Source organism: Streptomyces sp. NPDC004629 (genome assembly GCF_042873595.1).
Taxonomy (GTDB): Bacteria; Actinomycetota; Actinomycetes; order Streptomycetales; family Streptomycetaceae; genus Streptomyces.
On the sequence record NZ_JBIALO010000002.1, the window covers coordinates 23,158 to 41,730 of the forward strand.

At 72.6% G+C, this 18,573-nt stretch carries 16 protein-coding genes, 1 tRNA gene and 2 pseudogenes; 14 read left to right on the forward strand and 5 right to left on the reverse strand.

What is annotated here, in order from left to right; all coding sequences use genetic code 11:
* The first annotated feature begins 9 nt into the window (after nucleotides 1-9).
* Nucleotides 10-243, forward strand: a complete 234-nt coding sequence (locus ACFYTE_RS03045; RefSeq protein ID WP_388704110.1) for a hypothetical protein — start codon at nucleotides 10-12, stop codon at nucleotides 241-243.
* Between the two features lie 81 nt (nucleotides 244-324).
* A pseudogene (locus ACFYTE_RS03050) lies at nucleotides 325-543 on the forward strand (HAD-IA family hydrolase); the annotation flags it as partial.
* An 838-nt stretch (nucleotides 544-1,381) separates the two neighbouring features.
* Here ACFYTE_RS03050 and ACFYTE_RS03055 read toward each other — a convergent pair.
* Nucleotides 1,382-2,383: a DMT family transporter gene (locus tag ACFYTE_RS03055; protein WP_388704113.1), complete on the reverse strand. Its 1,002-nt coding sequence runs from the start codon at nucleotides 2,381-2,383 to the stop codon at nucleotides 1,382-1,384.
* A gap of 121 nt (nucleotides 2,384-2,504) precedes the next feature.
* Here ACFYTE_RS03055 and ACFYTE_RS03060 point away from each other — a divergent pair, with 121 nt between their 5' ends.
* The 11 genes and pseudogenes from ACFYTE_RS03060 to ACFYTE_RS03110 all read left to right on the forward strand — a co-directional run bounded on the left by ACFYTE_RS03060 (nucleotide 2,505) and on the right by ACFYTE_RS03110 (nucleotide 13,150).
* Complete coding sequence (locus tag ACFYTE_RS03060) at nucleotides 2,505-3,053, forward strand: CGNR zinc finger domain-containing protein (protein ID WP_388704116.1); 549 nt, start codon at nucleotides 2,505-2,507, stop codon at nucleotides 3,051-3,053.
* A gap of 809 nt (nucleotides 3,054-3,862) precedes the next feature.
* A pseudogene (locus ACFYTE_RS03065) lies at nucleotides 3,863-6,074 on the forward strand (sensor histidine kinase); the annotation flags it as partial.
* A 734-nt stretch (nucleotides 6,075-6,808) separates the two neighbouring features.
* Complete coding sequence (locus tag ACFYTE_RS03070; RefSeq protein WP_388704119.1) at nucleotides 6,809-7,243, forward strand: roadblock/LC7 domain-containing protein; 435 nt, start codon at nucleotides 6,809-6,811, stop codon at nucleotides 7,241-7,243.
* 2 nt (nucleotides 7,244-7,245) lie between these two features.
* Nucleotides 7,246-7,617, forward strand: a complete 372-nt coding sequence (locus tag ACFYTE_RS03075; RefSeq protein ID WP_388705143.1) for a DUF742 domain-containing protein — start codon at nucleotides 7,246-7,248, stop codon at nucleotides 7,615-7,617.
* On the forward strand, nucleotides 7,595-8,194 hold the full coding sequence (locus ACFYTE_RS03080; RefSeq protein ID WP_388704121.1) for an ATP/GTP-binding protein: 600 nt from the start codon (nucleotides 7,595-7,597) through the stop codon (nucleotides 8,192-8,194). Before ACFYTE_RS03075 ends, ACFYTE_RS03080 begins: the two co-directional genes overlap by 23 nt.
* A 179-nt stretch (nucleotides 8,195-8,373) precedes the next feature.
* Nucleotides 8,374-9,402, forward strand: a complete 1,029-nt coding sequence (gene tdh, locus ACFYTE_RS03085; RefSeq protein ID WP_388704124.1) for an L-threonine 3-dehydrogenase — start codon at nucleotides 8,374-8,376, stop codon at nucleotides 9,400-9,402.
* 61 nt (nucleotides 9,403-9,463) lie between these two features.
* Nucleotides 9,464-10,657, forward strand: a complete 1,194-nt coding sequence (locus ACFYTE_RS03090) for a glycine C-acetyltransferase (protein WP_388704127.1) — start codon at nucleotides 9,464-9,466, stop codon at nucleotides 10,655-10,657.
* Between the two features lie 31 nt (nucleotides 10,658-10,688).
* Nucleotides 10,689-11,591, forward strand: coding sequence for a LysR family transcriptional regulator (locus ACFYTE_RS03095; protein WP_388704130.1), 903 nt, complete (start codon nucleotides 10,689-10,691; stop codon nucleotides 11,589-11,591).
* Between the two features lie 46 nt (nucleotides 11,592-11,637).
* The gene (locus ACFYTE_RS03100; RefSeq protein ID WP_388704133.1) at nucleotides 11,638-12,231 is read left to right on the forward strand and encodes a helix-turn-helix domain-containing protein; all 594 of its coding nucleotides are present in this window, start codon (nucleotides 11,638-11,640) and stop codon (nucleotides 12,229-12,231) included.
* The gene (locus tag ACFYTE_RS03105; protein WP_388704136.1) at nucleotides 12,228-12,752 is read left to right on the forward strand and encodes a GNAT family N-acetyltransferase; all 525 of its coding nucleotides are present in this window, start codon (nucleotides 12,228-12,230) and stop codon (nucleotides 12,750-12,752) included. The genes ACFYTE_RS03100 and ACFYTE_RS03105 overlap by 4 nt, the downstream gene beginning before the upstream one ends.
* 8 nt (nucleotides 12,753-12,760) lie before the next feature.
* Complete coding sequence (locus tag ACFYTE_RS03110; RefSeq protein WP_388704139.1) at nucleotides 12,761-13,150, forward strand: MmcQ/YjbR family DNA-binding protein; 390 nt, start codon at nucleotides 12,761-12,763, stop codon at nucleotides 13,148-13,150.
* A gap of 417 nt (nucleotides 13,151-13,567) precedes the next feature.
* On the opposite strand, the gene ACFYTE_RS03115 is transcribed toward ACFYTE_RS03110, so the two are convergent.
* Both ACFYTE_RS03115 and ACFYTE_RS03120 read right to left on the reverse strand, forming a co-directional pair.
* Nucleotides 13,568-14,479: a transketolase family protein gene (locus tag ACFYTE_RS03115; RefSeq protein ID WP_388704142.1), complete on the reverse strand. Its 912-nt coding sequence runs from the start codon at nucleotides 14,477-14,479 to the stop codon at nucleotides 13,568-13,570.
* Between the two features lie 34 nt (nucleotides 14,480-14,513).
* Nucleotides 14,514-15,221 (reverse strand): transketolase, encoded by a 708-nt coding sequence (locus ACFYTE_RS03120; protein ID WP_388704144.1) that lies wholly within the window; start codon nucleotides 15,219-15,221, stop codon nucleotides 14,514-14,516.
* Between the two features lie 146 nt (nucleotides 15,222-15,367).
* On the opposite strand from ACFYTE_RS03120, the gene ACFYTE_RS03125 reads away from it, so the two are divergent.
* A tRNA-Pro gene (locus tag ACFYTE_RS03125) sits at nucleotides 15,368-15,441 on the forward strand.
* Between the two features lie 93 nt (nucleotides 15,442-15,534).
* On the opposite strand, the gene pabB is transcribed toward ACFYTE_RS03125, so the two are convergent.
* Together pabB and ACFYTE_RS03135 are read right to left on the reverse strand one after the other, a co-directional pair.
* The gene (gene pabB / locus ACFYTE_RS03130; protein WP_388704147.1) at nucleotides 15,535-17,649 is read right to left on the reverse strand and encodes an aminodeoxychorismate synthase component I; all 2,115 of its coding nucleotides are present in this window, start codon (nucleotides 17,647-17,649) and stop codon (nucleotides 15,535-15,537) included.
* A gap of 32 nt (nucleotides 17,650-17,681) precedes the next feature.
* A complete protein-coding gene (locus tag ACFYTE_RS03135; protein ID WP_388704150.1) occupies nucleotides 17,682-18,392 on the reverse strand; it encodes a methyltransferase domain-containing protein in 711 nt (236 codons plus the stop codon).
* Nucleotides 18,393-18,573 lie beyond the last annotated feature (181 nt).

An 18,573-nucleotide genomic window follows, 5' to 3' on the forward strand; every position in this document is an offset into this window, starting at 1 on the left:
GTACCAGATTTGATCGACAAGGAGGCCGCCTCGCCAGCCCAGTACCGTGGCCTGATTCTCGACTTCGGTGGTGTACTCACCACACACATGAGGTTGAACGGCCAGGCGTTCGAGAAGGCCGAGGGACTGCGGCCGGGTGCCTACTTCGAGGCCCTGAACGAGAATCCGGAAGGGGTAGCGATCGGGATCGATCCTACAGACCTCGTGCGGCGGTGCACTCGCCAACTTGCATCCGGAGCCTGAGATTGTGGCCGCGGCGCGTCAGGCTCGGGCGGCAGGCATCAAGGTCGCCATGCTCAGCAACTCGTTCGGCATCGAGCCCAGTCGGAGCCGGAGGGCGTACGGAAGCCATCCCCGTTGATCTATCAACGTGCCCTGGATGCCCTTGAGTTGACTGGTCCGGAGTGTGTGTTCGTGGACGATCACGCGGATAACCTGCCGCCTGCCGAGGCGCTGGGCATCCGGACTGTACATCACACGACGGACCCCACCACCACGGCAACATTCCTGAACTCCCTGCTTCTTGCCCCAACGTCGGCTTGACCGGACCCGCTTGGGCCGGGGCGGCGCACCATCCAGCGGAAGGCTCCAGGCCCAGGCCACCACCGCTGCCGGTGCGGCAGTCTTGTAAGTCCAATTATGCGAGGGGGTCGGCGAAGGACGGCTGCATGGCTGGAGCAGACTTATGGTTTCAAGACCACAGCGCTCCGTCGTAGTGCTGAGTGCCCGGCTTTCAGTCCGACAGCTGGATTACCTCCCCCAAGTGATCGAGTTGGCGGAGAAGCACGGCCTTGTTGGGTTCAGTGGAGTGGCTGGCGAGCCAATTGGCTGACTCTTCTGTGGCAGCGGCCCCGCACTTCGCACCGACGAGTGTGTGGGGCCGTCGTATGTCCGGACAAGCTGCGCCAACCGCAACCACCGGCCCCCCGCGTTGGCCTCCGCGAGAGCGAACTGCTCGGGCTGCGCCGGGAAGACCTCCGTCGGTTTCGGGGGCTTGGCAGCCACATGACCCCCGAGGAAGGCGTGCGCGGGCGCCTTCAACCGGGGACCCAACGTCTGGGCCGAGCCGGGGGAGTGGACGAAGGGTGCCGCCGAGAGGGCCGGACAGGCCGGTGCGTGTCCCTGGTCCGTTGAGCCGTTCGAGCCCGTCGGGGACCTGCCGGGGAGCCGTGGTGGCGGGGGGTGTCCGAGACGTTCGTACGGCTGGGCGCCGGGGCCGGTGGCGGGCGTGTCCCGGGCGTTTGGGTGGCCTGGGTGCCGGAGTCGGCCGGTGCAGGTTTGTGCCGGGGCCGGCACGGCCATCTCGGCCTCGCGGGCGGTCGCCGGCGCCTTGTGGGGGCGGTCCCGGCAGGGGCCGTACGGGGCGAGGCGTGGGGTGTGCTCAGTGTCGGGTCGTCAGGACCGTGCTCAGGGCGACCGGGAGGACCGCGAGCGTCTCCAGGGCCGTGACCGGTTCACCCAGCAGGGCCGCGCTCAGCGCGATGCTGAACAGCGGGGGCATGAACTGGGCGATGCTGGCCCGGCTCGGGCCGGCCCGGCGGATCAGCAGCAGCCACAGCGTCATCCCGAGGATGGAGGCGCCGAGCGCCAGGTACAGCATCAGGCCGATGAGCCGGCCGCCCGGACCGGGCGGCACCAAGTCGCCGGTGAACGCGGTGACCAGCAGCAGCGGTACGGCGCCCGTGAGGGACTGCCAGCCGGTCGCGAGGAACAGGTCCGTGCCCGGGCGCACCAGATACGGCGTCAGGAACGTGCCGACCGCCAGGCATCCGACCGCGCAGCAGCCGAGGACGATGCCGCCGACGGTGACCACGCCCGTGCTCAGCCGGTCCACGGCCGACATCACGATGCCGAGGACGCCCAGCACCAGGCCTGCCGCGTGCACCGTGCGCAACCGGTCCCGGCCGCTCGCCACGCTCAGCGCCACCACGAGCAGGGGAGTGCCGGAGGACAGCACCGCCGCCATCCCGGCCGACAGTTGGGGCAGGGCGAACGCGATGACGCCGAGGTAGCCGGTGGTGGTGATCAGGCCGGCGAGGGTGAGGCGGCCGAGTTCGCCGCGGGCGGCCGGTAAGTGACGTATGCGCAGCGTGACCAGGACGGCGCCGGCCAGGAGGCAGCGCACACCGACGACCCAGCCGGGTGCGGCGTCCCGCAGGGCGAGCTTGGTGGTGATGAAGGCGAGGGCCCACAACAGGGCCCACAGCACGGCCAGGCCGACGGTGGTGAGGGAGCCGACGGCAGTGGGGGCCCCGGCCGCGGGGGCCCCGGCAGTGGGGGCCCCGGCCGCGGGGGCCGGTGCGGAGGGCGGGTGTGCCGGAGCCGCCGAGGTGTCGGAGCCGGGGCGGTGGTGGGGGACGTCGTCCCGGTCGTCCATCGTCATCGGCCAAAGGTATGACGGTCGTGCCGTCATCGGCTAAGGGTTTGACGGACGCATCGTCATCGGCTGAGGGTTTGACGGACCGGTGTGGCGCACCATGCGGGAAACGGCCGACACTGAAGGCGTGGACTTCGACTTCGTCAGCGATCACCTCGCCCTCGACTTCGCCGGAACGCTGTCCTGGCGCACCACCGACCGGGTGGATCTCCTCACGGCACCGGCCGACCTGGAACGGTGGGTGCGCCGGGCGGGGCTGTCGGACGAGCCGTTGAAGGTCACCGCCGGGATGTTCCGCACCGCCGTGGAGTTGCGCGAGGCCATCTACCGGGCCGCCGTGAGCGTGCCGGACGAGACCCGCGCCGATCCCGCCGACCTCGCGCTGATCCGGCACACCGCACAACGACCCGGCGTAGTCCCGCAGTTGTGGGCGATCGGTGAGGTACGCCGCAGCGGTGACCTGCCACAGGTGCTGGCGAGCCTCGCCGTTGCCGCCAGCGATCTGCTGGGCTCGGCCGAACGCCACCACATCCGGGTGTGCGCCCGCCCGAACTGCACCCGGCTCTTCCTCGACCGCTCCCGGGCCGCCAGCCGCCGCTGGTGCGACAAGCTCCGCTGCGGCAGCTCCGCCAACTCCGCCGCGTACCGGCGCCGTCGGCAGGCCCGTCAGCCCTGAGCGGGCGGCCCCTCGGCGACGGCGGACCCGGACACCCGCGCACCCCCGCCAACCGGCTCGTGCGCCTCGCACACCAGGCCGGGCGGATCGACGGACGGCGACAGCGGCCACTTCTCTCTCACCACCCACCGGCCGGACCTGGCCCTGTTCCGCGAACGGTTCACGGCCTGAGACGCGGCCGACCCGGCACCAGCGCGCCCGTGGCGTCGAAGTCGGCTGGGTGGACGGGGCTCGAACGGGCACACCGTTGCCGTCAGCCGGACCCGCACCCAGCTGGGTGCGGCGGCCCCGTCGGCGGCATGGTCCAGGTGCAGGTACTCGTTACGGGGGCCGGTTGACCGTCGGCGGGAGACGGCGGCGCGGCGGACACGGCCGGTGACGCTCCGGGGCGGGAGCCCGGAGCCGCGCCGCGCGGGAGAAGGCACCCGCCCGAACGGCCGGGGCGGACAACACGAGGGAAGCGGACGGGTGATGCGGGCCGGGGAGCGAGCGGCCCCCCGACCCCGGCCGACCCCTCATGATCGCTTTCGACCAGGTCAGATCGCTCTTCTTCGATTCGGCTGCGTGTCCCCCGCGAGGTTGTCGCGCTGTCGTACGAGGCCTCATACCAGAGCGGGACCCTCGGCGGGGGACTTTGCCAACTGCCCATCGCACGTGATGTGCAGACGACTACTGTCAGTGTCCGTCGGCCGGGCAGGGCAGGGCGCCCCAACGTCCTCGGCCCGCTCGACCGGCACCGCGATGGCGCATGCCCACGTCGTGCACCCCGCGCGAGGAAACAGGCCCGACGGACCAGTACGAGGACACCGATGTCTCACCTCCGTGCACCGGCCCCCCGCGCCGACCGCCGAGAGGGCGGCCGGCACGGGCGACCGGCGACCCGCCCCGTACCCGCACCGCGCGAGCCGCGCCTACGGCCCCAACTCCTGCGCCTCGCCGTGCTGCCGCCTCTCGCGGTCGCCCTCAGCGCGAGCGCGGCCGTCCTGTTCACCGTCCGCGCCACCGGCGCGCGACCCGGACTCGCCCTGTGGGGCGTGCTCGCCGGCGCGGCCTCGGTGACCGTCGTGGGCATCGCCATCGCCGCCGTGGCCGCGGACCGCGCCGCCCGCACGGTCGCCGACCGCGTCGCCGCGCTGCGCCGCAGCACCGCGCGCGGCGAGGACGACCTGCGCGCCCTCCTGGAGGCGCTGCGGCGCGGCGAGGGAGCGCCGCGGCGCAAGCAGCGCGGCAGACCACCCGCGGACGCCGACGACTTCGAACTGCTCGCCGCCGATCTGAGCCGCGCCCACGACGGCGCCGCGCACGCAGTCGTCCAGGCCGCCCAGCTCTCCAGCCAGGCCGGCAGCGAGCAGAAACTGGAGGTCTTCGTCAATCTCGCCCGACGGCTGCAGTCCCTTGTGCACCGGGAGATCTCTACCCTCGACGAACTGGAGAACGAGATCGAGGACCCCGACCTGCTCAAGGGCCTCTTCCACGTCGACCATCTGGCCACCCGCATCCGGCGGCACGCCGAGAACCTCGCCGTGCTCGGCGGCGCCGTCTCCCGCCGGCAGTGGAGCAACCCGGTGTCCATGACGGAGGTGCTGCGCTCGGCCATCGCCGAGGTCGAGCAGTACTCCCGGGTCAAACTGGTCCCGCCGATCGACGGCGAACTGCGCGGCCACGCCGTCGCCGACGTCATCCATCTGCTCGCCGAACTCGTCGAGAACGCCACCGTGTTCTCCGCCCCGCAGACCCAGGTGCTGCTCCGTGCCGACCTCGTCACCTCCGGGCTCGCCGTGGAGGTCGAGGACCGCGGCCTCGGGCTGCCGCTCGTCGCACAACGGAAGATGAACGCCCTGCTCGCCGACCCCGACCAGGTCAACGTCGCCAGCCTGCTCGCGGACGGCCGGATCGGGCTCTTCGTGGTCTCCCAGCTCGCCCGGCGGCACGGCATCAACGTCCGCCTGCAGACCAACATCTACGGCGGCGTGCAGGGCCGTGGTCATCGTCCCGCAGGCGCTGCTGGGCACGGGACCGGGCGCGCAGGCCGGCACCCAGGGTACGGCGGCTGACGCGGTCCGGGCCGGGGCGCCGGGCGAGGCATGGAGCCTGCCGGCGGAGTTCCCTGCCGACGGACCTGCGGGCACGACGACCGGGGGACCGGGCGTTCCCAGCGAGCCGTCCACCGGCCGAGGACGCCACGCGCAACGCGATCCGGCGTCGGCCACGGAAGAGGTGGGAGCCGCCGGAGTCACGGGAGTTGCGGGAGTGGCCGGGGGCATGGGAGCCGGGGAGGCCGCGGAAGCCGCCGGGGCTGCGGGAGGCGCCGGGGCCGCGCGGGTCGCTGGGGCTGTGGGAGGAGCCGGGGCCGCGGGAGTTGGGGAGGCCATGGGAATGGCCGGTGCCGCGGGAGTTGCCGGGGGTATGGGGGTTGCGGAGGCCATGGGAGTCGCCGGGGCCGAGGGGGTCCCTAGGGCTGTGGGAGTTGCCGGGACCGCGGAAGCCGCCGGGGCTGCGGGGGTCGTTGGAAGTGTGGGAGTTGCCGGTGCCGCGGGAGTTGGGGAGGCCGCGGGAGTTGCCGGGGGCATGGGGGTTGCGGAGGCCATGGGAGTAGCCGGGGTCATGGGGGTTCGGGAGGTCACGGGAGTTGCCGGGGGCATGGGGCCGGTCGTCGGTGATGGGGGCGTGCCCGCGCCGCTGCCTGTGCGTGGGGCCCATGAGGAGCGGCCCAATCCCGCGGAGGCCGTCCCCGGCATCCGGTCCGGCGACCAATGGGCCGTCGAGCGGCAGGCGGGCCCGACACCCACCCCGCGCGTCGGCATCGTGCGCGGCACCATGGACCGGCCCCGGCTGCCACGCCGCCGCGCCCAGGAACACATCGCGCCCCAACTGCGCGGCGGCCCCGCGCCCCGCCCAGAACCGGAAACCCTCGCCGGACACGACCCCGGCTTGATGGCGGCCTTCCAACGGGGCATCGGACTCGCGGAGGCACAGCAGTACACGGAGTCCACACAGCCGCAGCCACAGACACAGACACAGACACATATGGAGCCGCGACACACCGAGGCGGCACACATTGACGGGGACCACAGGGACGCGGCCCACCTGGCGGGAGATCCCGTAGAGGCGAGGCACATGGAGGCGACACACATGGCGGGAGCGCCCGTCGCGGCTCCCCACACTGACGTGCCGCACATAGACGCATGGCATATGGAGGCGTCCCGCGACATCACGGCCGACGCCCACGTGACGCACACCTACGGAACGCACACCCACGCCCTCCCCATGGATGCGGCCCACATGGAGAGAACCCACACAGACGGAGGGCACACGGACACCCCCCACACGGGCACGCCCCACACAGGCACGCCCCACACGGGCACGCCCCACACGGGCACGCCCCGCACGGGCACGCCCCACACGGGCACGCCCCACACGGGCACGCCCCGCACGGACGAGTCCCCTGCGGACGGGCCCCACGTGGAGGCGGCCTCCAGGGGCGCGGCCCCCATGGAGGCGGACCACACAGACGGCACCCCCACAGCCGAGCCGCACACCCACGCGCACGTCTCCGATCCGGGCGTCCGCCCCGACGGGAGCGCACCCACCGGATGACGACACCCACCCCGACGGCCCCCGCAACTCCCGCCCCCGCAACACCCGCCCCCACAACGGCCGGTGCATCCACCCCCGTCCCCGCACCGACGCCGGCCCCCACCCCCGTCCCCACCCACACCCCCACACCCAGCGTGAACCCAAGGAGTCGATCCACCATGGCGAGCGATGCGCCGACCGCCCGGGTATCCGACCTCGACTGGCTGATGAGCGGCCTCGTGCAGCGCGTACCGCACACCACCAGCGCCGTGCTCCTGTCCTGCGACGGGCTGGTGAAGTCCGTCCACGGCCTCGACACCGACAGCGCCGACCACATGGCGGCCCTCGCCTCCGGCCTGTACTCCCTCGGCCGCAGCGCGGGCGCCCGGTTCGGCGACGGCGGGGACGTCCGCCAAGTGGTCGTCGAACTCGACTCGACCCTGCTGTTCGTCACCACCGCCGGCTCCGGCACCTGCCTCGCCGTGCTGGCCGGCCGCGAGGCCGACGCCGCGGTGCTCGGCTACGAGATGGCGATGCTGGTCAAAAGCGTCCGCCCCTACCTGGTGACCGCGTCACGGCAGCACGCCGACGAACCCCCGGCGATGACGCCTTGAGCGTGACGGCGGCCGGCGACGGGCCGTGGCTCGACGACGCGGCCGGACGGCTCGTACGCCCGTTCACGGTCAGCAACGGCCGCACCCGGCCCACCATCGCGCTCGATCTGATGACCCAGGTGATGGCCACCGGAGCCGGTGCCCTCGGTTATCTAGGCCCCGAGCACGCCCAGGCGCTCGACCTGTGCCGCGCACCCGTCTCGGTCGCCGAGATCTCCGCGCATCTGGGGCTGCCGGCCGCGGTGACCAAGGTGCTCCTCGCGGACCTCGTCGACTGCGGGGCGCTGACCGCCAAGCCACCCGCCTTCCACCACAACCCCACTGACCGGTCTCTGCTGGAGGCAGTGCTCGATGGACTACGACGACAGCTCTGACCCGTTTCCCACCGCGCTCAAGATCCTGGTGGCGGGTGGGTTCGGAGTGGGCAAGACCACCTTCGTGGGCGCGGTGAGCGAGATCGCGCCGCTCAGCACGGAGGAACTGCTCACCACGGTCAGCGCCGCGACCGACGACCTCGACGGCATCGAGAACAAGGTCGAGACGACCGTGGCGATGGACTTCGGCCGCATCACGCTCGGTCCGGAGCACGTGCTGTACCTGTTCGGCACGCCCGGCCAGGAACGTTTCTGGTTCATGTGGGACGAGCTGTCCGAGGGCGCGCTCGGCGCGGTGATCCTCGCCGACACCCGCCGCCTGGAGGACTGCTTCGCCGCCGTCGACTTCTTCGAGGAGCGCGGCCTCGGCTTCGTCGTCGCCGTCAACGAGTTCGACGGCGCCCACCGTTACGAGCCCGAGGAGGTGCGCGCCGCCATCGACCTCGATCCGGCGATCCCCGTGGTCCGCTGCGACGCGCGCATCTCCAGCTCCGGCATCCAGACGCTGCTCACCCTCGTACGCCATCTGATCGCGCACGCACCGGCCCGCGCGCCGAGCCATGGCGCCCACATGTGAGACCCCCACACCGCCCACGGAACCGCAGCGCGTGAAGGAAAGCTGTGGCGGCGGTTAAGAAAACCTCGATGGACCGGGCCTCACGCATGCGGCAGATTGCTACGGGAAACCACCCTCGTCCCCGCTGCGGGCTCCTTCGGCCTGCCCGCGGCCGGGATCTCACCACAGGAGCCGTAGCGTTGAAGGCGCTGGTCAAGGAGAAGGCGGAGCCGGGGCTGTGGCTCGCGGACGTGCCGGAGCCCGCCGTCGGGCCGGGTGACGTGCTGATCAAGGTCCAACGGACCGGGATCTGCGGCACCGACCTGCACATCCGGTCCTGGGACGGCTGGGCGCGGCAGACGATCCGCACACCGCTCGTCATCGGTCACGAGTTCGTCGGGCAGGTCGTGGAGACCGGCCGGGATGTCACCGACATCCACAGAGGGGACCGGGTCAGTGGTGAGGGCCACCTGGTGTGCGGCAGGTGCCGCAACTGCCTGGCGGGGCGCCGCCATCTGTGCCGGGCCACGGTCGGCCTGGGCGTGGGCCGGGACGGTGCGTTCGCCGAGTATGTGGCTCTGCCCGCCGCCAACGTGTGGGTGCACCGGGTCCCCGTCGACCTCGATGTCGCCGCGATCTTCGACCCGTTCGGCAACGCGGTGCACACCGCGCTGTCCTTCCCGCTGGTCGGCGAGGACGTGCTGATCACCGGCGCCGGGCCGATCGGTCTGATGGCCGCCGCGGTAGCCCGGCACGCGGGCGCCCGCAACGTCGTCGTCACCGATGTCAGCGAGGAGCGTCTGGAGCTGGCCCGCAAGATCGGGGTGAGTCTCGCGCTGAACGTCTCCAGTGCGTCGATCGCCGACGGGCAGCGGGAGTTGGGGCTGCGTGAGGGCTTCGACATCGGCCTGGAGATGTCGGGCCGTCCCGAGGCCGTGCGGGACATGATCGCCAACATGACGCACGGCGGCCGGATCGCGATGCTCGGCCTGCCCGCCCAGGAGTTCCCGATCGACTGGTCACGGATCGTCACCTCGATGATCACGATCAAGGGCATCTACGGCCGGGAGATGTTCGAGACCTGGTACGCGATGTCGGTGCTGCTGGAGGGCGGCCTGGACCTCGCCCCGGTGATCACCGGCCGGTACGGCTACCGCGACTTCGAGGCGGCGTTCGCGGATGCGGCCGACGGCAAGGGCGGCAAGGTCATCCTCGACTGGACCGCTTGATGCCCCGCCCGGTCCGCGCACCCTTTCGCCCCACTCGCCCCCGCACGTGATGGAGACTCCTGTGTTCGACTCTGTACGCGACGACCTGCGCGCCACCCTCGACGAGATCCGCGCCGCCGGCCTGCACAAGCCCGAGCGGGTCATCGGCACCCCGCAGTCCGCGACCGTCGCCGTCACCGCGGGCGGCCGCCCCGGCGAGGTCCTCAACTTCTGCGCGAACAACTACCTCGGCCTCGCCGACCACCCGGAGGTCGTCGCCGCCGCCCACGCCGCCCTGGACCGTTGGGGCTACGGCATGGCGTCGGTGCGCTTCATCTGCGGGACGCAGGAGGTCCACAAGGACCTGGAGGCGCGGCTGTCCGCGTTCCTCGGTCAGGAGGACACCATCCTGTACTCCTCCTGCTTCGACGCCAACGGCGGCGTCTTCGAGACGCTGCTCGGCCCCGAGGACGCCGTCATCTCCGACGCGCTCAACCACGCCTCGATCATCGACGGCATCCGGCTGTCCAAGGCCCGCCGCCTGCGCTACGCCAACCGCGACCTCGCCGACCTGGAGGCCCGGCTCAAGGAGGCCGCCGACGCGCGCCGGCGGCTGATCGTCACCGACGGGGTCTTCTCCATGGACGGATACGTCGCCCCGCTCCGCGAGATCTGCGACCTCGCCGACCGCTATGACGCGATGGTCATGGTCGACGACTCGCACGCCGTGGGCTTCGTCGGCCCGACCGGGCGCGGCACACCCGAACTGCACGGCGTCATGGACCGCGTCGACATCGTCACCGGCACCCTCGGCAAGGCCCTCGGCGGCGCCTCCGGCGGCTATGTCGCCGCCCGCGCCGAGATCGTCGCCCTGCTGCGCCAGCGTTCCCGGCCGTATCTGTTCTCGAACACCCTCGCCCCGGTGATCGCCGCGGCCTCCCTGAAGGTCCTCGACCTGCTGGAGTCGGCGGACGACCTGCGGGTGCGGCTCGCCGAGAACACCGCGCTGTTCCGCCGCCGGATGACCGAGGAGGGCTTCGACATCCTGCCCGGCGACCACGCCATCGCGCCGGTGATGATCGGTGACGCCGCGAAGGCGGCCCGGATGGCCGACCTGCTGCTGGAGCGCGGCGTGTACGTGATCGGCTTCTCCTACCCGGTGGTGCCGCAGGGCCAGGCCCGTATCCGGGTGCAGTTGTCCGCCGCGCACTCCGCCGACGATGTGAACCGCGCGGTCGATGCCTTCGTCGCGGCGCGGGCCGAACTGGCGGCATGACCGGCCCGGACATATTGCGATAATCATCGGCATGATCGAAGCGCGGCGGCTCCACATCCTCCGAGCGGTGGCCGACCACCGTACGGTGACGGCGGCGGCCGCCGCGCTGTACCTCACCCCGTCCGCGGTCTCCCAGCAGCTCGCGGCCCTGGAGCAGGAGACGGGTCACCGCCTGGTCGAGCGGAGCGCGAAGGGCGTACGGCTCACCGCGGCCGGGGAGATCCTGCTCAGCCACACCAACGCCGTCCTCGCCCAGTTGGAGCGGGCCGAGGCGGAGCTGGCGGCGTACGGCTCCGGCGAGGCCGGCACGGTCACGGTGGCCGCCTTCGCGACCGGGATCGCCCAGGTCGTGGCCCCCGCGGTGGCCCGTCTCGCCCGGGCCGCGCCCGGCATCCGCATCCGGGTCCGGGACGCCGAGGGCGACGCCAGCCTGCCGATGGTCCTGGACCGGCAGGTGGACGTGGCGGTCGCCGTCGAGTACCGCGGCGCGCCGCCCGCCGACGACCCGCGCCTGACCCATGTCCCGCTGTACGCCGAGCCCTTCGACGCGGTCGTGCCGCCCGGCCACCGGCTGGCCGGCGCCGCCGTCGTCCCGCTCGCCGAACTGGCCAAGGACCCGTGGATCGGCCCATACCCGGGCAACCCCTGCCACGACGTAGTCGTCCTCGCCTGTGAGAGCGCCGGTTTCCAGCCGCGCCTTGAGCACTCATCGGACGACTTCCGTGCGGTCGTGTCGCTGGCCTCGGCCGACGCCGGTGTGGCGCTCGTCCCCCGCTCGGCGCTGCGCGGCATGGACCTGTCGGGTGTGGTCGTGCGGCCCGTGGACGGGGTGGCCCCGACCCGCCGGGTCTTCGCGGCGGTGCGGCGCGGGGCCGAGGGACACCCCCTGATCCGGCCGGTGCTGGACGCACTGGACGAGGCCGCCCGGACGTGAGCGTTCCGTAACGTGCCTGTCTCATATACGGGATAGCGTCCCGAATGTGGGAAACGAACGGGAGGTGCGGGCAACGCCCGCACCGGACGCTGTGGACGCCCGCCTCGGCGCCCGGCTGGCCGAACTGCGGGCCGAACGAGGCTGGTCGCTGGGCGAGTTGGCGGAGCGCAGCGGAGTGAGCAGGTCGACCCTGTCCCGGGCGGAGCGGGCGGAGGTCAGCCCGACGGCCGCCCTCCTGAACCGGCTCTGCCATGTCTATGGACGGACCATGTCCCAGCTGCTCAGCGAGGTGGAGTCCGGGCCCGCCCCGCTGGTGCGCGCCGCCGAGCAGACGGTGTGGGAGGACCGGGCCTGCGGATTCGTACGGCGCTCCGTGTCGCCCCCGCACGCCGGACTGCGCGGCGAACTCGTCGAGGGACGGCTCGCCGCCGGCGCCGACATCGCCTACGACCGGCCCCCGGTGCCGGGCCTGGAACAGCACATCTGGGTCCTCGACGGGACGCTTGAGGTGACCGCGGGCGACGTCGTCCACCGCGTCGGCACCGGGGACTGCCTGCGGCTGCGGGTGTGGGGGCCGACCCGGTTCCGCTGCCCGGGAGCCGAGGACACGCGCTATGTCCTGGCGGTGGTGCTGCCATGACCGTGACCCGCCTGACCGCGGCCCGACTGGACGCGTCGGCGCCGGAGTTGGCCGACCTGCTGGCCGAAGTGGTGGCCGACGGGGCGTCCGTCGGCTTCCTCGCACCGCTCGACCGTGCCACGGCGCTGGCCTGGTGGCGGGAGCGGGCGCGGGCCGTGGCCGCCGGACGGCTCGCCGTCTGGGTGGCGCGGGACGCCGGGGGACGGGTGGCCGGCACCGTCTCGCTGGCCTTCGCCGACAAACCCAACAGCCGGCACCGCGCCGAGGTCGTCACGCTGATGGTCCGCCGCGACGGCCGCGGCCGGGGCCTCGGCCGCCGCCTGCTCGGCACCGCGGAGGAGGCCGCCGTCGCTGCCGGGATCACCCTGCTCCACCTGGACACCGAGAGCGACAGCCCCGCCGAACTGCTCTACCGCTCGGCCGGCTGGGTGCGGGCCGGGGCCATCCCGGACTACGCGGCGAGCCCGGCCGGGGTGCTGCGGCCGACGACGCTCTACTACAAACGCGTGGGCACCGGGTGACGGGGGCGATGTCGGTGGCAGCGGCTAGCGTGCCTGTCATGCCGGACGCCGAAGACGTACGCCGTATCGCCCTGTCCCTGCCCGAGACGACCGAGAAGACCGCCTGGAGCATGCCCACGTTCCGGGTGGCCGGGAAGATGTTCGCCACGCTGCCCGAGGACGAGACGTCCATCGCCGTGCGCTGCCCCAAGGAGGAGCGCGACGAACTGGTGCTGGCCGAGCCGGAGAAGTTCTGGATCGCCGGGCACGAGGCCCAGTTCGCCTGGGTCCGGGCCCGGCTCGCCGCGCTGGAGGACGAGGCCGAACTGCGCGACATCCTCGCCGACTCCTGGCGCCAGGCGGCCCCGCCCCGGCTGCTGGAGGCCCACCCGGGAATGGGCGTGCCGGGCGGTCGGTGAACCCCCGGGCGGGGTCGGCGCGCTCTGGCATGATCCGACGGCGACAGCGGCGGACGGCGGGGGAGCGGGCAGCAGATGACCGGGCGGTGGCACGGCAAGGCACCGTGTCCCGAGCCGGACTCGGCGGCGCGCGCGGCCCCCGGGAGCGGGCCGGGTGGTCCCGGCACTTCGCGCTGTTCTTCGTGGCCCGGGGCCGTCGCGCGGCTGGGTGACACCATGCTGCCGGCGGCGGTCGCCGCCGGCCCGCTGGGCAACACGGCTACGGCACGGGCGTGGTCGGCCAGGCGACGGGCCCGGTGGTCGCCGCCGCCCTGCTCCCGGTCCCCGCGATCCGCGGTCCGGTCCGCGCCGACGCGGTGACCGGGCGGCCCGGTCACCCCCCCTTGGGCCACCGGTCCACGGACGGCCGTACGCCGCTCATCCCCGGGCCGGTACGGCGGCGAACGCCTCGATCCGCCTGCGCAGGCCCGCCGCGTCGAGCCCGTGCGCGGCGGCGTGCTCCTCGGTGGTCCCGTACCGCCGCAGCTCGCGCCGCCCCACCCCGAGGCCGAGCACCCGGTGCGGCAGGTCGGACAGCGCCTCGTTCACCGCCGCCGTCGAGGTCCCGGCCAGATACGGCTCGACGAGGACCACGTCCGTGCCCGCGGTCTCGGTGGCACGGCGCAGCGCCGCCGCGTCGAAGGGGCGCACGGTCGTCGCGTACAGGACGGTGACATCGAGCCCCTCGGTGGCGGCGAGCACGGCGTCCAGCAACGGACCGACGGCGACGACCACCGCGGCACGCCCCTCCCGGACGGTGCGCCAACCTCGCCCGTCGACCTCGTACGCCCGCCGGTTGGCGAGCAGGGACAGCCGGACGTACACCTTGTCGTCGTCGGCCGCGACCGCGTGCCGCAGCAGCGTCTCGGCCTCGTCCGGGTGCCCCGGCACATGCACGGTCCAGCCGTCCAGGGTGTCGAGCAGCGCCACGTCGCCGGGCGCCATGTGGGTGTAGCCGGCGGGGGGCCAGTCGTACGAGGCGTGGGCGCTGACCAGCACCGCCCCGGTGTTCTGGTGCCCGAGGTCCAGTTTGACCTGCTCGAAGGGGCGCTCCACGAGAAAACTGGCGAAGGTGTGCACCACCGGCCGCAACCCGGTCAGCGCCAGTCCGGCCCCGGCCCCGACGAGCAACTGCTCGCGAATGCCGACGTTGATCACCCGGTCCGGATGCCGGCGCCGCGCATCAGCGAAGGCATCCTTGCCGATCTCCGCGAGGACGACGGCGACCCGCGGGTCCTCGTCGAGCAGCCGTGTGACGACGGGGGCGAACCGGTCACGCATGGTTTCCATGGTGGACAATCCTTCTTGCTGAAGTAGGGGTATTTCAGGCGGACTTGGGCTCGACGCGGGCCACCATCACATGCGGGCGGCCCGGGTGCGCGGCCGTGCAGGCGGCGTACAGCGCCTCGTGGTCCCGGCCGTCGACGGTGACGGCCGACCAGCCGGCCGCCTCGAAGCGGGCAGCGATCCCGCCGGGCCGGGCGTGACTGGCGGAGGCGTTGTCGACGACGACGGTGTGCAGCCGGTCCAGCCCGGCCGGCCCGGCGAAGGCGATCGCCTCGTGGTTGCTGCCCTCGTCCAGTTCGGCGTCCCCGGTCAGCACCCACACCGCCGGCCCGGTCCGTCCCTGGGCCCGCAGCCCCAGCGCCGTGCCCACGGCGACGGGCAGTCCGTGGCCGAGCGACCCGCTGCTGATCTCGACGCCCGGCACCAGCACCCGGTCCGGGTGGTGCCCGAGGGGCGAGTCGTACGTCCCGAAGGCGGGCAGCCACTCCACCGGAACGAAGCCCTTCGCGGCGAGCACTGCGTAGTAGGCCATCGGACCGTGCCCCTTGCTCAGCAGGAACCGGTCCCGATCCGGATCGTCCGTCCGGTCGGGTCCGACCCGCAGCACCCGGTCGTAGAGCACCCACAGCACGTCCAGCGTGGAGGTGGCCGCCGGTCCGTGCTTCTCGTCGCCGGTCATCAGCCCCAGCAGCCGGGACAACTCGGCATACGCGTATACGCTGCGGCGTTCATCGGTGATCGTCATAAGCACGAGGCTGCAACCTCAATCGAGGTTCAGGTCAAGCGAAGCCACCCTGTGTCGCCCCGGGAAACGGATGCGTGACCACCGGCCCGAGTGCGGTATGGTTTCCCTGCGCGTTCGGACAGGGGAAACCCCAGGTCAAACGGCACCGGGACGTGGCGCAGCTTGGTAGCGCACTTGACTGGGGGTCAAGGGGTCGCAGGTTCAAATCCTGTCGTCCCGACTTGAGAGAGTCGGAGGTCAGGGGCGGTTTCGGAGGTATCCGGAACCGCCCCTGGTCATGTTGGTGGCCGGCCCTGGCCGGCGCAGGTGCGGCTCAGCGGACCGCCTCCGGTGTGCGCCCCGGGAATCCCTCCCGGGAGAGGGAGAGCAGGGGCCGCGCCTTGACCGCGGTCTCCTCGAACTCGTCCTCCGGGTCCGACAGGGCGACGATCGCGCCGCCGACCCCGTAGCGGACCTGACCCGGGGTGACGACGAGCGTGCGGATGACGATGCTCAGGTCGACCGCTCCGGACAACGAGAGGTAACCGAGCCCGCCCGAGTAGATGCCGCGCGGTCCGCCTTCGAGGCGGTCGATGATCTCCATCGTGCGCAGTTTCGGGGCGCCCGTCATCGAACCGCCGGGGAAGGCGGCCCGAACGCAGTCCACGACACCCGCGTCGTCGCGCAGCCGCGCCCGGATGGTGCTCACCAACTGATGGACCGTGGCGTAGCTCTCGACGTGGAACAGTTCGTCGGCCGTGACCGAGCCGGTGCGGGCGGTGCGGCCCAGGTCGTTGCGGACCAGATCGACGATCATGAGGTTCTCCGACCGGTCCTTCTCGCTGCCGCGCAGGTCCGCGACGAGCGCCGCGTCCTCGGCGGCGGTGGCGCCGCGCGGCCGGGTCCCCTTGATGGGCTTCGACTCGGCGACGCCCTCGGCGGACACGCGCAGGAACCGTTCCGGTGATGTGCTCAGTACGGACAGGCCGGGGCCGAAGGTGAGCAGGGCGGCGAACGGGGCGGGGCTGGTGCGGCGCAGTCGCCGGTAGGCCTGCCAGGGGTCGAGGTCGCCGGCGGCCGTGATCATGTTCGTCAGACAGACCTCGTAGGTCTCGCCCGCCCTGATCTCCTCCTGGCAGTGGTCGATCAGCCCGAGATAGGTCTCCCGGTCGTGTCTGAGGCGGATGTCGGTCAGGGGGGCGGTTCCGGCGTCCTCGCCGAGCGGGGGCGGCTCCTCGGTGGCGAGGCGTTTCAGGCGGGCGGCCGTGGCGGCGAGCCAGGCGAGGGCCGGTGCCTCGTCGTCCTCGGCGAGGGCCAGCAGATGGGTCGTGCCCTTCAGGTGGTCGAAGACGATCGCCCGGTCGGCGAAGATCATCGCCGCGTCGGGTTCCGGGGAGCGATGGGCGCGCGCGCCGCCGCACTCGGCCTTGAGTTCGTAGCCGAGCACACCGACCCAGCCGAGTGCGAAGTCACAGGGCAGCGGGGGGACCTGGGTGTCCATCGAGCGCAGGTCGGCGTCGAGCCAGTCCAGGAAGGCGCCCCGTTCGGTGCGGGTGCCCGTGGCGGTGGTGACCGTGATGGTGCCGTGCCACACGTCGGCCGTCGCGACGCGGGCCAGCGGCCCGGCCGCGTCGCCCATCATCGTGAACCGGCCGGTGGCGCCGTCCCTGCGGCTGCTGTCGAGCCAGAACGCGTGGCCGCTGGTGCGGTAGAGGTGCCCGTAGACGGTCTCGCTGTCCCAGCGTGTCGGCAGCTGCCGGGTGAGGACCCTGAGCCGGCGCCGCGGCGCCGCGGCGGCCGGGCGGCCCGGCCGGGGCGGATGCGGGGCCCGGCGGGCGGCGGCCGGCCGGATGGGAAGGCCGTGGCGGGCCCGGTGCTCGCGGGTCAGCCGGGCGAAGTTGGCGAGTATCTCGTGCCCGTACTCGGTGGATATGGACTCCGGATGGAACTGCACGCCCCACAGCGGGCGGTGGCGGTGCCGCAGTGCCATGAGCACGCCGTCCGGGGTGCGCGCGGTGGCCTCCAACTCCTCGGGCAGGTCCGTGGCGGCGAGCGAGTGGTAGCGCACCGCCTGGAACCGGTCGGGAAGGCCGGCGAACAGGTCCGTGCCGTCGTGCAGAACGGGCGAGAGCCGGCCGTGCCGCGGTTCCGCGGCTCGGCCGACGGTGGCCCCGTGCCACAGGGCGAGGGCCTGGTGGCCGAGGCAGACGCCCAGCACCGGCAGGGTGCCGTGCTCGACGACCTCGCGGCAGATGCCGACGTCGCCGGCGCGCACGGGCGTGCCCGGGCCGGGGGAGAGGATGACGTTGTCGTACGTGTCGAGCACCCCGGGATGCCAGGTGGGGTCGTCGTTGCGGATCACGGTCGGTTCGACACCTGTCACCTGGGCCACGTAATGGGCGAGGTTGAAGGTGAAGGAGTCATAGTTGTCGACGATCAGCGTGCGCACGTCTGCTCCGGTGGTCAGTGGGCCGCGGCCGGTCAGCCTGCCGCGGTGATCAGTTCAAGCAGCGTGTACTCGACGTCCTCCGTGCCCTCCCGCACGGTCGCCGAGGCGATCGGGCGCAGGTCCCTGCCGTCGTCGGCGACGCTCCGGCGCAGCGGGGCGAGGTCGCCGCGGCTGGAGAAGTGCAGGAGCACCCGGCCCCCTTCGGTCAGACGCCGCGGGGCCTGTCGCAGATAGCGCAGGTGCGCTTCGTAGCCCGGGTCCACATAGGCCCGCTCGTGGATGTCGCGGTGCCGGTAACCGGGCGGGGCCAGCACGAAGTTGGAGTGCCAGTACACGGTGTCGAAGCGGTCCGCTTCGGGAAGGCCCGCGAAGAGGTCGCTCCGCAGGGCCCGCACCCGTCCGGCGACGCCGTGGCGTGCCGCGTTCAGCTCGGTGTTGCGGACCGCGTGCGGGTTGATGTCGGCGGCGACGACACGGCCGCAGTCGGCGAGGGCCGCCGACACGGCGATGACGCCGGTGCCGCAGCCGATCTCCAGGAAGGAGCCGGAGGGCGGCCGGCCGGACCCGGTGAGGCCGAGGAGGTCCATGGCCACACCGGTCGACGGGGAAAAGGGTGGGGCGAACACATCGTCCAGCAGGTCCCACTGCCGGCCGTGCAGTGTGAAGACTTCTGGCCGGTCCTTGTGGCTGCGTGCGGTCCTGCTGCGGGCGAGCGAGCGTTCGTAACTGCGGACGCCCTTCATGGGTACCCTCCCTGGGTTCGCGGGCGCCTAGCCCCCGCCTCTTGCACCGCGATCCATTGCGCCTGCCATTGTGTGCAAGGTAATGACCACGCAAAAGGTGGTCCCATGACAAGGTTGACGGTCCCTTGCAGTGCTCGCGTCACCACTGGGCGTCACGGCCCACCGTCCTTGGAGAGGAAGG

Coding starts and splice junctions, on each gene's coding strand:
- ACFYTE_RS03055 (WP_388704113.1), bottom strand. CDS start 2,383: ATGACGATGGACGACCGGGACGACGTCCCCCACCACCGCCCCGGCTCC.
- ACFYTE_RS03070 (WP_388704119.1), top strand. CDS start 6,809: ATGGCGAGCGATGCGCCGACCGCCCGGGTATCCGACCTCGACTGGCTG.
- ACFYTE_RS03080 (WP_388704121.1), top strand. CDS start 7,595: ATGGACTACGACGACAGCTCTGACCCGTTTCCCACCGCGCTCAAGATC.
- ACFYTE_RS03095 (WP_388704130.1), top strand. CDS start 10,689: ATGATCGAAGCGCGGCGGCTCCACATCCTCCGAGCGGTGGCCGACCAC.
- ACFYTE_RS03105 (WP_388704136.1), top strand. CDS start 12,228: ATGACCGTGACCCGCCTGACCGCGGCCCGACTGGACGCGTCGGCGCCG.
- ACFYTE_RS03110 (WP_388704139.1), top strand. CDS start 12,761: ATGTCGGTGGCAGCGGCTAGCGTGCCTGTCATGCCGGACGCCGAAGAC.
- ACFYTE_RS03115 (WP_388704142.1), bottom strand. CDS start 14,479: ATGGAAACCATGCGTGACCGGTTCGCCCCCGTCGTCACACGGCTGCTC.
- ACFYTE_RS03120 (WP_388704144.1), bottom strand. CDS start 15,221: ATGACGATCACCGATGAACGCCGCAGCGTATACGCGTATGCCGAGTTG.
- ACFYTE_RS03135 (WP_388704150.1), bottom strand. CDS start 18,392: ATGAAGGGCGTCCGCAGTTACGAACGCTCGCTCGCCCGCAGCAGGACC.